This is a genomic window from Micromonospora sp. NPDC049374 (assembly GCF_040677165.1).
In the GTDB taxonomy this organism is placed as follows: Bacteria; Actinomycetota; Actinomycetes; order Mycobacteriales; family Micromonosporaceae; genus Micromonospora.
Map to the genome: position 1 here is coordinate 57015 of NZ_JBFAQH010000012.1, position 13617 is coordinate 70631.

Annotated in this window: 12 protein-coding genes; 2 read left to right on the top strand and 10 right to left on the bottom strand. The window is 71.2% G+C overall.

What is annotated here, in order from left to right:
- Positions 1 to 96: 96 nt before the first annotated feature.
- The 4 genes from AB0J93_RS20140 to AB0J93_RS20155 form a co-directional block, all read right to left on the bottom strand.
- Positions 97 to 690 (bottom strand): ATP/GTP-binding protein, encoded by a 594-nt coding sequence (locus AB0J93_RS20140; RefSeq protein WP_363923834.1) that lies wholly within the window; start codon positions 688 to 690, stop codon positions 97 to 99.
- Position 691: 1 nt separating this feature from the next.
- The gene (locus AB0J93_RS20145; RefSeq protein ID WP_091634396.1) at positions 692 to 1069 is read right to left on the bottom strand and encodes a DUF742 domain-containing protein; all 378 of its coding nucleotides are present in this window, start codon (positions 1067 to 1069) and stop codon (positions 692 to 694) included.
- A gap of 100 nt (positions 1070 to 1169) precedes the next feature.
- Positions 1170 to 1574: a roadblock/LC7 domain-containing protein gene (locus AB0J93_RS20150; RefSeq protein ID WP_013731521.1), complete on the bottom strand. Its 405-nt coding sequence runs from the start codon at positions 1572 to 1574 to the stop codon at positions 1170 to 1172.
- On the bottom strand, positions 1571 to 5050 hold the full coding sequence (locus AB0J93_RS20155) for a nitrate- and nitrite sensing domain-containing protein (RefSeq protein ID WP_363923835.1): 3480 nt from the start codon (positions 5048 to 5050) through the stop codon (positions 1571 to 1573). Before AB0J93_RS20155 ends, AB0J93_RS20150 begins: the two co-directional genes overlap by 4 nt.
- A gap of 460 nt (positions 5051 to 5510) precedes the next feature.
- Here AB0J93_RS20155 and AB0J93_RS20160 point away from each other — a divergent pair, with 460 nt between their 5' ends.
- A complete protein-coding gene (locus AB0J93_RS20160; protein ID WP_363923836.1) occupies positions 5511 to 5855 on the top strand; it encodes a hypothetical protein in 345 nt (114 codons plus the stop codon).
- 18 nt (positions 5856 to 5873) lie between these two features.
- Here AB0J93_RS20160 and AB0J93_RS20165 read toward each other — a convergent pair whose 3' ends face one another.
- Positions 5874 to 6953, bottom strand: coding sequence for an adenosine deaminase (locus AB0J93_RS20165; RefSeq protein WP_363923837.1), 1080 nt, complete (start codon positions 6951 to 6953; stop codon positions 5874 to 5876).
- A gap of 144 nt (positions 6954 to 7097) precedes the next feature.
- Here AB0J93_RS20165 and AB0J93_RS20170 point away from each other — a divergent pair, with 144 nt between their 5' ends.
- A complete protein-coding gene (locus AB0J93_RS20170) occupies positions 7098 to 7964 on the top strand; it encodes a putative RNA methyltransferase (RefSeq protein WP_363923838.1) in 867 nt (288 codons plus the stop codon).
- Here the strand turns inward: AB0J93_RS20170 and AB0J93_RS20175 are convergent.
- The 5 genes from AB0J93_RS20175 to AB0J93_RS20195 all read right to left on the bottom strand — a co-directional run bounded on the left by AB0J93_RS20175 (position 7961) and on the right by AB0J93_RS20195 (position 13586).
- Positions 7961 to 8641 (bottom strand): DUF4272 domain-containing protein, encoded by a 681-nt coding sequence (locus AB0J93_RS20175; protein WP_363923839.1) that lies wholly within the window; start codon positions 8639 to 8641, stop codon positions 7961 to 7963. The two genes, AB0J93_RS20170 and AB0J93_RS20175, sit on opposite strands and share 4 nt — an antisense overlap.
- A 106-nt stretch (positions 8642 to 8747) precedes the next feature.
- Positions 8748 to 10028: a thymidine phosphorylase gene (locus AB0J93_RS20180; protein ID WP_363923840.1), complete on the bottom strand. Its 1281-nt coding sequence runs from the start codon at positions 10026 to 10028 to the stop codon at positions 8748 to 8750.
- Between the two features lie 231 nt (positions 10029 to 10259).
- Positions 10260 to 10961, bottom strand: a complete 702-nt coding sequence (locus AB0J93_RS20185; RefSeq protein WP_363923841.1) for a cytidine deaminase — start codon at positions 10959 to 10961, stop codon at positions 10260 to 10262.
- A gap of 15 nt (positions 10962 to 10976) precedes the next feature.
- Entirely contained in the window at positions 10977 to 12257 is a 1281-nt protein-coding gene (locus AB0J93_RS20190) for an ABC transporter permease (protein ID WP_363923842.1), read from the bottom strand.
- A gap of 3 nt (positions 12258 to 12260) precedes the next feature.
- A complete protein-coding gene (locus tag AB0J93_RS20195; RefSeq protein WP_363923843.1) occupies positions 12261 to 13586 on the bottom strand; it encodes an ABC transporter permease in 1326 nt (441 codons plus the stop codon).
- Positions 13587 to 13617 lie beyond the last annotated feature (31 nt).

Genomic DNA, 13617 nt, shown 5'->3' on the forward strand with positions numbered 1-13617 from the left:
CGACGGTGGGCGCCCCAGGGCGCCCACCCACGTCATCCGGCCGCCAGCCAGCGCCCGGTGTCGGCGGTGGCCGTCACCGGGCACTGGTGCCGAGCTTCACGCAGGCGCGACGGCCCGGGAGCGACGCATCGTGAGCACGTACTCGACCAGCGAGATCAGTACGTGCTTCGTCGACTCCCGGTTCCGGGCGTCGCAGGCCACCACCGGCACGTCGCTGGAGATGGCGAGCGCATCCCGGACGTCCTGCGGGTCGTGGTACTGCATCCCGTCGAAGCAGTTGATGGCCACCAGGTAGGGCAGCCGCCGATGCTCGAAGAAATCGATCGCCGCGAAGCAGTCGGCCAGCCGGCGGGTGTCCACCAGCACGACCGCGCCGATCGCTCCCCGCACCAGCTCATCCCACATGAACCAGAAACGGGTCTGACCCGGCGTACCGAACAGGTACAGGATCAGGTCACGATCGATCGAGATGCGGCCGAAGTCCATGGCCACCGTGGTCGTCGTCTTGCCCGGCACCTGCCGGGTGTCGTCGACGCCGACTCTGGCGGAGGTCATGATGGCCTCGGTGGTCAGCGGCGTGATCTCCGAGACCGAGCCGACCAGCGTCGTTTTGCCGACGCCGAATCCACCGGCGATAACGATCTTCGCCGACGTCACGCGCCCGCTCGGGGCCGGCGGCCGGTGCGACATGTCAGAGCCTGCGAAGTCCACTCAGCACCCTCTCCAGCAGTTCAGTGCCCACCGCGTCGTCCGAGTCGTCCAGGATGGTCGGCTCGTGGACCGCGACCAGGCCGTCCGTCGCCATGTCGGCGATGAGCACCCGGGCCACGCCGAGCGGAAGCTGCATCCGCGCCGCGATCTCCGCGAGCGATTGCACGCGTCCGTCACACAGCGCGGCGATGTACTGGTGCTCACGGCCTTGGCCACCATTGCCAGTGGCAGCGGCCCGACCGCGCACCGTCGTCTCGACAAGCGCCTCCAGGGCGATGTCGAGGCGGGGACGGGTACGACCGCGGGTCACGGCGTATGGACGGACCAGCGCGCCGGTCGGCTCGTCACGATCAGCCATGTTGCCGCTCACCTCCTTCGTACCCGGCACCGGTTGGACCGGTGCAACCCGTCGTATGCAATGTTGTCGCCCCGCCCGCCCCCACCGGCTGGCGCGACGATCAGCCCATCATCCCCACAGCCGTGCGCGGCTGCGGGGTCAGGGCGTCGCCCACCCGGTCAACGAGCAGGGCCATTTCGTAACCGACCTGTCCCACGTCGCAACTACGCGCGGCGAGTACCGCGAACGACGAGCCGTCGGAAATCGACATCAGGAACAGGAAGCCATTGTCCATCTCGACCACGGTCTGGAGCACGGCGCCTCCCTCGAAGCAGCGGGCCGCGCCCTGGGTCAGGCTGACCAGGCCGGAGGCGATCGCCGCCAGCTGGTCCGCCCGGTCCCGGGGGAGGTCTCGGGACGACGCCAGGAGCAGGCCGTCCGCAGAGACGGCGACCGCATGCGCGACACCGGGCACCCGATCGGCGAAGTTGGCCAGCAGCCAACCGAGATCCTGCGTACTAGTCATCCTTCTTGCTCCTTCTGCCCGCTCCCGGCCACCGGGCCAGAGCCAGACTGCGAGGATTGCTGCCCGCCCGGAGTTCCGTCCGGGCCGGTCGGGTTGCTGTCCGAGGGGTGACTACGTCCCCGTTGGACACCCCGGTGGTAGGCGGAAAGTAGACCGCGTACCGATTCCGGGTTACGCCGCTGCACCGAGGTGGTGGGCTTCTCCACCGCCCCCGGCACGAGCTGTGCCATCGGCGTACGCTTCGGCAGCCCGGTCTCGGTGGTGCCAGCCGCCGGTGCCTGGCTGGCGGCGGTGGCCGCCCGCCAACCGTCGTCGGCCGCGGTCCGCCAGATGTTCTCCTGTGGTGTCGGGCGGTGCGCGGGTGCGCTGTCGGCAGCGCCGGGCCGGGGCCCGCCACTCCCTGCCGCGCCGTTCCCGCCGGACGCGCCCGCCCCCGTCGGAGTCTGTGCCATCGGTGCGTTACCTGTCGTCCCGGTCTGGGTCTGCTGGGCCGGTCGATTGACGACGTCGACCGTGGAGAGCTGCTGGGTCGTCGCACCGGCCGTGGCCGACTTACGCGCGCCCGCCGACTCCTCCGGACCCGGCCGACGGGTACGGAACCACGCCGACTCCAGCTCCCGGAAGATCGGCAGCTCCATCGTCTCGTCGGCGTACCGCTGCCGGTTCTGGGCCTGCGGCGGCGTGGGTGTGGTCGGCTGGTTCTGCACGGGAGCGGGTCGCGCGGCCGGAGCCTGACGCTGCACCCGAGGCAGTTCGGTGGTCATGTCCAGGGCGGCGGCCAGCCGCTCGGGCACGGGCGGGGCGGCCGGCTCCCCGGCGACCGGCGGCCAGGCCGGGGGCGCCGAGGGCGCACCGGCGCCGGGTGCCGCCGAGACCGGCCGCTGCGGCAGCGAACCACCGGGCGGAGTCGAGACGGGTGAGCCGGAGACGGGCGAGGCCGACACGGGGTGACCGGAGACCGGAGCCGCCGAGACCGGCGGGGCCGAATACGGCGTACCGGAGACCGGGGGCGACGACACCGGGGGCACCGGCGGAGCCGACACCGCCGGTGGGGCGTACGGACCGGTCTCGGGGCTGCTCGGCAGCTGGCGCGGGATGGCGGGTGGCTGACCGCTCGGCTCGTCGGTGGACCGGCGCTGCGGCAGCGGATCGATCGGGTGACCGTTCGAGCCGAGTGGGGCGAAGCCGTTGCCATTGCCACCGCTGGTGCCGCTGGCACCGGTCAGGTCCGACCAGGCGGGCAGGTTGCCGCCGCTACCCACGGTGGTCGGCGTCCCGGAGCCGTTACGACTGGCCGGGTCGAAGGGCCGACCGCCGAGGGTCACCTGGTTACCCGAGCTGCCCGGGGTATGCGCGGCGGGCGGGGCCGGCGGGTGCGCGCCGTTGCCGAGCGCGGCCAGCGCACCGAACGCCGGGGCCGGCCCGGACGAGGGGCCGGCGGCGGCCGGCAGCGCGGGGGGCTGCTGCCCTCGGCCGGACAGTGCCCGAGGCACCAGCACGGTGGGCGGCAGCGTGACCTCGGCGACGGTGCCCCGGTCGCCGCCCGGCCGCAGCTCGACCTTGACGCCGTGCCGGGAGGCCAGACGGGCGACCACGACCAGGCCCATCATCCGGGAGACGGCGACGTCCACCTGCGGCGGCGTGGCCAGCCGCTCGTTCAGGTCGGTCAACTGTTCGCCGCTGATGCCGATACCGCGGTCCTCGACGTACAGCGAGGCACGGTCACCGACCCGGCGAGCCTCCACCAGCACCTGGGAATCCGGCGGGGAGAAGGCGGTCGCGTTGTCGAACAGCTCGGCGACGAGGTGGACGAGATCGTTGACCGCGTGCGCGGCGACCTCGATGTCCCGGTCGATCACCCCGAACTCGATCCGGGTGTAGTGCTCGACCTCGGACTGGGCGGCCCGCAGCACGTCGATCAGTGCGGCCGGCTCGCGCTGCACACGGGTCGAGTCGGCACCGGCGAGGACCAGCAGGTTCTCGTCGTTGCGGCGCATCCGGGTGGCGAGGTGGTCCAGCTGGAACAGCTCCGCCAGCCGGTCCGGGTCCTCCTCGCCTCGCTCCAGCCGGTCGAGGTGGCCGATCAGCCGGTCGACCAGGATCTGGGACCGGCGGGCCAGGTTGACGAACATCGTCGCGACCGACGACCGCAGCGCGGCCTGCTCGGCCGCGGTACGGACGGCCTCCAGGTGGACCGCGTTGAACGCCTCGGTCACCTGACCGAACTCGTCCTTGCTGCGTACCGGCAGCGGTTCGGCGATCTGGTTGGCCAGCTGTACCGGCGAGAGCTGCCCGGTGACCTGCGGGTCGCGCAGCCGGGCGACGGCCTGGGGCAGCCCGTACTGGGCGATGGAGAGCGCACCCTGACGCAGCTCACGCAGCGAGCGGGCCATCGAGCGGGCCACCAGGAACGCCAGGAAGATGGCCAGCAGCAGCATCGTGAGCAGCAGGCCGGTCTCCAGGAACACCGTGCGCTGCACCTCGGAGCGCAGCTCGCCGGCCTGCTCCACCACGTCGGCGTCGAACTTCGACTCGACCGAGCGGATCAGCTGGCCGTTGGCGACAAGCGCTTCGTCCCACTGCTCGGGCGTGAACGAGATGCCGGCGAGGTTCTGGGAGTTGTCGGCGTTGACCTGGCTGATGTAGATCGTCGCCTGCCGGCGGTCGCCGCCGCCGATGGTCTGGGCGTGGAACTCCGCCTCCGCCTCGGTGGCCACCGCGTCGAAGCTCTGCTGCGCCTGCTGCTGACCGGTCTCACTGGAGATGTAGTCGGTCCGCACGGTCGAACTCATGCCGCCGAGGATCAGCGCGCGGTGCACGACCACCCGGCGGACGGAGAGCCATTCCTTCTCCCGGGCCACCGCGGCCGCGGCCCGCATCCGGTCACTCAGGTCGTTGTCACCAGCCAGCTGGCTGGCCGAGTCCCGGACGGTGAGCAGCTGATTGATCAGCTCGTCGTAGGACTGGAGCGCGTCGGTGATCCGGAACTTGCCGTTCAGTACCTGGCTGCGGGCGCCGGGCAGGTCACCGAGGCCCTGATCGATCTGGCCGAGCAGCCCGTTCAGGCTGACGGGCAGATCACTGAGGTCGGACCGCTGCTGCGAGTAGGGGGCCTTGCCCTGGTCGACGCGCGCCGAGACCTCGTTGTAGCGGGTGGACGCCGCCTCCTTCTGCGCCGCAGTGGCCTTCTCCGGGTCCAGGCCCAGCAGCAGCACCGCCGCGGTCCGCTCGTCCTGAAGGCCGTCCACCAGATCACCGGAGTGATCGATGAGTTCGGCGAGGTCGCCGGCCCGGTTGGCGTCGTCGAGCGCATCCAGGTGGTCGATCAGACCGCTGGTACCCACGACGACCGTGGCGATGGTCGGCACGATCATGATGAGACCGAGCTTGGACCAGATCGGCATGTCGCGGAGCCGACCTGCCGGCCGGCGTAGACGCGACAGGAGAGAACCTGCCGTCTTCGGCCGTTTGCTCACGTCACCGCCCTCGTGATTGCAGCGTCCGCGTTGCCCCCGGACAACGCCCAGCAGCCGACCCGGCGGGTCGGACCATCCGAGATTCCATCACGCCGCCACGGAAAGAGAAAGCCCAGGTTGGCCGCAGCCGGAGGTGTGATGAGATGTTGATGCAATTTGATCGCGGTCCGTCTGTTCGGAGTTACTTGAAGTAATGAGCAACCCGCACCGAGTCGTCCTCCTGGCCGGCCCTTCCGGCTCCGGAAAGTCGTATATAGCGCAGCAAACCGGGCTGCCAGTGCTCTGTTTGGACGATTTCTACAAGGACGGCGATGACCCAACGTTACCGAGACGGAACGGTCAGATCGATTGGGAGTCGCCCGATTCGTGGGACGCCGAGGCGGCGGTGGAGGTTATTGACCAATTGGTCCGACACGGCCGGGCGGACGTTCCGGTGTATGCCATCAATGAGGACCGACGGGTGGCCACTCGGCGCTTCGAGCTGGCCAGTTCGCCACTTTTCGTAGCCGAAGGGATCTTCGCCGCCGAGATCGTCGGGGAGTGCCGGCGACGCGGCCTCCTCGCCGGGGCGTACGCCCTGCGTCGGCCGCGCAGCGCGACCTTCCTCCGTCGGCTGTCCCGGGACCTCGCCGAGCAGCGCAAGGGCCCACGGGTCCTGCTGCTGCGCGGCCTGGCGCTGCTGCGCGCCGAGCCGGCCGTGCTGCGCCGCCAGACCGGGCTCGGTGCGGAGGCCGCCCGTGGTCGGGATGTGCTGCGCCGGGTGGCCGGTCTGCTCGCCGCCGGCCATCCGCCGAGGCTCGGCTGACCGCCGGCCGGGCGTCGGTCAGCCCAGCAGCTTCGCGTACGCCGGTTTGATCACCTCGTCGATGATCCGGAGCCGCTCGTCGAAGGGGATGAACGCGGACTTCATCGCATTGATCGTGAACCACTGAAGCTCGCGCCAGCCGTAGCCGAACGCGTCGACAAGCAGCGCCATCTCCCGGGACATCGAGGTGCCGCTCATCAACCGGTTGTCGGTGTTGACGGTCACCCGGAAACGCAGGTCCCGCAGCAGCCCGATCGGATGCTCCGCGATGGACGCGGCGGCGCCGGTCTGCACGTTCGAGGACGGGCACAGCTCCAGCGGGATCCGCTTGTCCCGCACGTACGCGGCCAACCGGCCGAGCTGGGGCTGCGGGCCGGGGGTGATGTCGTCGACGATGCGGACGCCGTGGCCGAGGCGGTCGGCGCCGCACCACTGGATCGCCTGCCAGATGGAGGGCAGCCCGAACGCCTCACCGGCGTGGATGGTGAAGTGGAAGTTCTCCCGCTGGAGGTATTCGAAGGCGTCCAGGTGACGGGTGGGCGGAAAACCCGCCTCCGCACCGGCGATGTCGAAGCCCACCACACCGTGGTCGCGGTGCCGTACGGCCAACTCGGCGATCTCCTGTGAACGGGCCGCGTGCCGCATCGCGGTGAGCAGCGTGCCCACCCGGATCGGCGTGCCGGCCTCGGCCGCGAGCGTGCTGCCCTCCACGAAGCCGGCCAGCACCGCCTCGACCACCTCGTCGAGGGTCAGGTCCTGCTCCAGGTGCTGCTCCGGGGCGAACCGGACCTCGGCGTAGACCACCCCGTCGGCAGCCAGGTCAAGGGCACACTCCCGGGCCACCCGGCGCAGCGCGGAGGCGGTCTGCATCACGGCGACGGTGTGCGCGAAGGTCTCCAGGTAGCGCTCCAGGGAGCCGGAGTCGGCCGCCGCCACGAACCAGCGCCCCAGCTCCGCCGGGTCGGTGGTGGGCAGTTCATGACCGATCTCCGCGGCCAGGTCGACGATCGTCGCGGGGCGCAGGCCACCGTCCAGGTGATCGTGCAACAACGCCTTCGGCGCCCTGACGATGTCCTCGTACCCGATATCCGTGCTCATCGCCCCTCGCCCCGCTCACAGCCCATGCTCCCGACCCTAGTCCGCTCGTCCGGCCCGGCGCCCGCGCAGGGCGTGTGTCGAAGACCCTCCGCCGGCCAGGACGGCTCCGACACACCCCTAGACTCGACGCGTGAGACAGCCGTGATGGATTCCTGCGTCCTGGCGCGGCTGCGTTGCCCCGTCTGCCAGGACCCGCTCGCCGAGGTCGTGACGGGTGGATCCCGGGCGTTGCGGTGCCCGCGCCGGCACAGCTTCGACATCGCCCGGCAGGGCTACGTCAACCTGCTCACCGGCCGCACGTCGCACAGCGGCGACACCGCCGAGATGGTCGCCGCCCGGGCGGATTTCCTGTCCGCCGGTCACTACGACGTCATCTCCACCGCCCTCGCCGCCGCCGCCGACGCCGCCCTCGCCACCCCCCACCCGACTGTCCCTGGCGCGTACCCGCTGGTGGTGGACGCGGGCGCGGGCACCGGCCGGCACCTCGCCGCGGTGCTGGCGGCGGTGCCCGCAGCCGCCGGTCTCGCGCTGGACATTTCCAAACCCGCGCTGCGTCGAGCCACCCGCGCCCACCCGCGGGTCACCGCCGCGCTGGCCGACACCTGGCAGCGACTACCGCTGGCGGACGCCTCGACGGCGCTGGTGCTGAACGTCTTCGCACCCCGAAACGGCGCCGAGTTCCGCCGGGTTCTCGCCCCGGGCGGGCGGCTGCTGGTGGTGACCCCGGCCACCGACCACCTCACCGAACTGGTCGCGGCACTCGGCCTGCTGCGAGTCGACCCGGCGAAGGCGGACCGGGTGGCGGCCAGCCTGGCCGGACACTTCACCGAGGAGTCGACCACCGTGCACCGGCAGGAGCTGACGCTGTCCGGCCCGGAGGTGGCCACCCTGGTCGGCATGGGTCCGAGCGCCTGGCACACCGACCCGGCGGGACTGACCGCCCGGATCGACGCCCTCGGCGAGCCGGTCCGGGTGACCGTCGCGGTGCGGCTCGGGACGTACCGGGCTTAGGTGGAGAGGTCGACCTCTTCCCAGCCGGGCGGCTCGTCGTGGTACGGCCCGCGCAGGATCACCGCCCACTCCAGCGCCCACCGCCGCTGACCGATCGCATTGGCGTCCACCAGCCCCGGCAGGCTCCGGCCGGCGCGGCTCACCTCCAGGTACGACCAGTCCAGGCAGTAGTGCAGGTCGAGCAGGGCAGCCGCATCCGCCGGATGCTGCGGCGCGGCCAGGATCCGGGACCGCCACTGCCGGAAGGTCTCCCCCTCGACGATGTGCGGCAGCCGCTCCAGCAGCCGGTCGTCGGCCGGCATGCTGGGGTCCAGCTGCTTGGTCAGGCCGAGCACCCAGGCCAGCGAGAACAGGGCGTCGTGGTGCAGCACGAACGAGCGGTGGTCGCCCTTGGCCCCGGTGACGAAATGGAACTCCGGCGGAGTGACCATCTCCACCAGATGCGAGGCGAGCAGCCAGCTCATCGCGGCCTGGGGCGGCATGCCGAAGCACCGGGCCAGGATCAGGTGCAGCACCGCGATCCGCGCCTCGATCTCCGCCGTCGGCCGCAGCTCGATGTCATCGCCCGGCTCCCAGACCAGCGGAAACTGCGGCGGCGGCAGCGGCAGCCGCAACCGGGACAGCTCGTCCAGGCTCGCCTCACGCACCTCGCGGGGGTCGGGGGCAGGCACGATCACGGCAACATCCCTGTCTGATCACGACGTCTCGGCGCCGACGGTCCCCCCTGGCCTGCGAGAATAGCGGCCCTCACGCTCCGACACCATGGCCCGGACCAGGGTTTCGTCACTCGACGCGTTCGATCACCAGCGGCGTCGCGGCGGCTGGCCGGGCGGCGACGGTCACCGCCCGGGCGGCCTCCGCCAACGCCGCCGGGATCAGCTCCGCCCGTTCGGCCCGCAGCTCGTAGAGGGGTTCTCCGGCGCGTACCGGGTCGCCGGGACGCTTGTGCAGCAGCACCCCGGCCGGCACGCTGACCGGGTCCTCCTTACGCGCCCGACCCGCGCCGAGCCGCCACGCAGCCACCCCCATGGCGTACGCGTCGACCGTCGCGACGTGACCGTCCGTGTCGGCGCGGACCACCTCGACCTCGGGCGCCTCGGGCATCGGGGCGTCCGGGTCGCCGCCCTGTGCCAGGATCATCGACCGCCAGGCGTCCATCGCCCGCCCGTCGCGAAGAGCGGCAGCGGGGTCGGCATCGGGCAGCCCGGCCGCGTCGAGCATCTCCCGGGCCAGCGCCAGGGTCAGTTCCACCACGTCGGCCGGCCCGCCACCGGCGAGCACCTCCACCGACTCGGTCACCTCGATGCCGTTGCCGATCGCCCGGCCGAGCGGGGTGGACATGTCGGTGAGCAGGGCTACGGTCTTCACACCGTGCGCGCCGCCCAGTTCCACCATGGTGCGGGCCAGTTCCCGGGCATCGTCGACCGACTTCATGAACGCGCCGGAGCCCACCTTCACGTCAAGCACCAGGGCACCGGTTCCCTCGGCGATCTTCTTGCTCATGATGGAGCTGGCGATCAGCGGAATGGCCTCGACGGTACCGGTGACGTCACGCAGCGCGTACAGCTTGCGGTCGGCCGGTGCGAGCCCGGAGCCGGCAGCGCAGATCACCGCGCCGACGTCACGCAGCTGGGCGGTGAACTCCTCGTTGCTCAGCGCCGCCCGCCAGCCCGGGATCGACTCCAGCTTGTCCAGCGTGCCGCCGGTGTGGCCGAGACCGCGCCCGGACAGCTGCGGAACCGCCGCTCCGCAGGCTGCGACCAGCGGGGTGAGCGGCAGGGTGATCTTGTCGCCGACCCCGCCCGTCGAGTGTTTGTCGACGGTCGGCCGGGCCACCGAGGACAGGTCGAGCCGTTCGCCGCTGGCGATCATCGCGGCCGTCCAGCGGGCGATCTCCGGGCCGGTCATCCCGTTCAACAGAATCGCCATGGCCAGCGCCGACATCTGCTCGTCGGCCACCACCCCCCGGGTGTACGCGTCCACCACCCAGTCGATCTGCCCGTCCGACAACACCCCCCCGTCCCGCTTCACCCGAATAACATCAACCGCCGCAAACCCACTCATCAGAAGATCTTCCCTAGTCGTCCGCAATGCAAGATTCACGCAACGTGCCCATCGAGGGACGAAATTTCCCTCACCGCCACGCGGCCGGTGACCACGACGGGCCGGGGGCCTGCCGTGCCCGGCGGAGGGATCAAGCCTGACCGCCCGGAGCCGGGTACGGCAGGCCCCCGGCCCCAACCGCAACCGCGGTCGCACGGTCGGCCCCGGCCCCAAGCGCAACCAACGACAAGATCAACCCCAGCGAACCGGGATCTCCGACGGCGGCTCACCCTCACCGGCCCAGAAGATCGTGCCGGACGCGTCGACCACCACGACCCGGGGCGTACGCGCCAACCCCCAGCCGATCGCCTCCGCCGGGTCGTCCCAGCTCGGGCCCTCCTCCAGCACGCCGGTCTCGGCGCCCGCGTCGTCACCGGCCGAGCGCTCCCAGTAGGCCGTCCAGACCTGCTGGCCGGCAGAGAGGTCGGGGTGCACGAAGACGGTGCCCCGGCCGCGCCAGGCCGCCAACCGGTCGGGTACCACCGGCACCGGCCGCTCCCCGGTGACCGCCTCGATGTCGGCCACGTCGAAGGCGTGCGGCAGCAGTTCGGCCATCCGCAGCGGGCCACCTTTGGCCTCGACGAGACATTCCGGCCCGCCCTGCTCCCAGAGCAACTGCCGGCAACGCCCGCACGGCATCAGCGGTTCGCCGGTGGCGTCGACGCAGGACAGCGCGACGATCCGACCGCCGCCGGTGGCGTGCAGTGAGGAGACCACCCCGCACTCGGCGCAGAGCACCACGCCGTACGCCGCGTTCTCGACGTTGCAGCCGACCACGACCCGGCCGTCGTCGACAAGCGCCGCGGCACCGACCGGAAACTTCGAGTACGGCACGTACGCGTGCCGCATCACCTCGGTGGCGGCGGCGCGCAGCCGCTCCCAGTCGATTTCCATGGTCCGCTCCCTGGGTCAGCCCTTGATGTACGGCTTGCCGTCGGCGGCCGGTGCCCGTACCCGACCGACCAGCCCGGCCACGGCCAGGATCGTCGCCAGGTAGGGCAGCATGGCCAGGAACTGGCCGGGGATCACACTGTTGATCGCGCCGAGGTAGGTGGCCAGCTGGTCGGCGAACCCGAAGAAGAGCGCGGCGAGCAGGGCACCGGTCGGGCTCCACCGGCCGAAGATCAGTGCCGCCAGGGCGATGAAGCCCTTGCCGCCGATCATGTTCTTGGTGAACGAGAAGAGCGCCAGCGTGTAGGAGGCGCCACCGATGCCGGCGACCGCACCGGCCATGATCACGTTGCGGTAGCGCAGTCCGAGCACCCGCACGCCCAGGGTGTCGGCCGCGGTCGGGTGCTCACCGACCGACCTGGTGCGCAGACCCCACCGGGTACGGAACAGCGCGATGTGGATCACGAGCACCAGCAGCAGGGCGAGGTAGAGGAAGATGTTGCCCCGGAACAGTGCCGGCCCAAGCAGCGGGATGTCCGACAGCAGCGGGATCTCCCAGTTGCTGAACCGCGGTGCGCTGTTGTAGCGGGCGGCGTCGGTCTGCATCAGCCGCTCGTAGAGGAAGCCGGTGATGCCGACCGCCAGCAGGTTCAGCACGATGCCCATGACCACCTGGTCGACCAGGTAGCGGATGCTGAACACGGCCAGCAGCAGCGAGATGAGCGATCCGCCGATGGCGGCGGCGATGAGTCCCACCCAGACGCTGCCCGAGATGCTGCCGAACAGCGCGCCGCTGAAGGCGCCCATCAGCAGTTGCCCCTCGATGGCGACGTTTACCACGCCGGAGCGCTCACAGAGCACGCCGGCCAGCGCGCCGAAGATCAGCGGCAGGGCGAGCAGAAAGGTGCCCCGCACGATGTTTACCAGCGGCATGAAGTTCTGCCCGGTCGGTGCAGCGGAGACCTGCCAGCACAGGAACGACAGCACGAAGGCGACCAGGCCGACGGCGAGTACCGGGACGAACCAGCGCTTCGGCAGGCCGGCGAGCATCGCGCCACCGGCGGCGAGCGCGATCACGCCGAAGACGATCGCGCCGACGGTGCCGTCGACCTCCAGCGCGGCGCCGGCGGCGTCCTCGCTGAGCGTGAAGCGGGCCTGCTCGCCGGTGGCGAGCGCGCCGAACAGCACGGTCGCCAGCAGGCCGAGGGCCAGCAGCACCAGGCCGACCTTGCGGTTACGGGTCCAGAAGCCCTCGTCGACCGCCGCGACCGCGACGTCGGGAACAGCCGTGGTGGACATGCCTCACCAGCCCTTCGCGAGGCTCGTCTGCAACCGGGCGGCCCGCGCGGCCCGGAGCTGGAAGATCGCCTTCACCAGTGCCGGCGCGGCGATGAAGATGACGATCAGGGCCTGGAGCACGGTGACCAACTCCAGCGAGATCCCCGAGTACGACTGCATCCGGTTGCCGCCGGCCTGCAACGCGCCGAACAGCAGCGCGGCCAGCGCCACGCCCCACGGTTTCACCCGACCGAGCAGGGCGACCAGGATGCCGTCGAAGCCGATCTGGGCGACCACCAGGGGGGTCAGGGCTGCGGCGGTGGTGCCGAGCACCATCTGCGAGCCGCCGAGGCCGGCCAGCGCCCCGGCGAAGACCATGATCAGCACGTACGTCCGGGTGACGCTGATGCCGGCGGTGCGGGCGGCGTCCGGGTTGGCGCCCACCGCCCGCAGCTCGAAGCCGAGCGTGGAGCGGTTGAGCAGCCAGGCGACCGCCCAGGTGGCCAGCACGGCCAGGATGATGCCGGCGTGGGCGCGCAGCCCGTCACCGAAGAGTCGCGGCAGTTGGGCGGAGGCGTCCACCGGCCGGCTGATCGCGTCGGTGCGGTTCGGGTCCTGCACCCCGTTCTGCACGATCAGCCAGGTGAGGAAGTAGACCGCGATGTAGTTGAGCATGATCGTGTTGATCACCTCGTGGGCGCCGGTCCGCGCCTTGAGGATGCCCGGGATGAAGCCCCAGATGGCCCCGCCGATCGCGCCGGCCAGGACGGCGACCAGCAGGTGCAGCCCGGGCGGCAGCGGCAGCAGGAAGCCGGCCAGCGCGGCCAGGATGACGCCCATCGTCGCCTGTCCCTGCGCGCCGATGTTGAACAGGCCGCCGCGGAACGCCAGGGCCACCGACAGACCGGTGAAGACCAGCGGTGCGGTGTAGGTGAGGGTCTCCGAGATGGGGCTCAACGCCGCGTTGAAGCTGTTCGCGGCCGGGTCGAAGACCGAACCCTTGAACAGGTTCGCGTACGCCTCACTGACAAGTGTCCAACTGGCGTTTATCGCGTCCGACGGGCGGGCGGTGATGTAGCTGTAGGTGGCCAGCACCTTCGGGTCGGAAATGATCATCAGGACGGCGCCGACGACCATCGCCAGGACCAGCGACAGCAGGGTCACCGTGAAGGTGTTGGCGGCCCACAGGTTCTCCAGGAAGAGCCGCCCCAGCGTGGGGCGCTGCCCGGGCCCGCCGGGTGTGGTGGCCGCCTCGGCGCGTTCGGTGTTGCCGAGCGCGGTCCGGGTGGCCTGGTCCTCACTCGCCGGTTCCTTGTCCGGGGAACCCGGCTGGGCGTTGGGGTCACTCATGCCGGCAACTCCGCTCCGCTCCGTGCCGCCG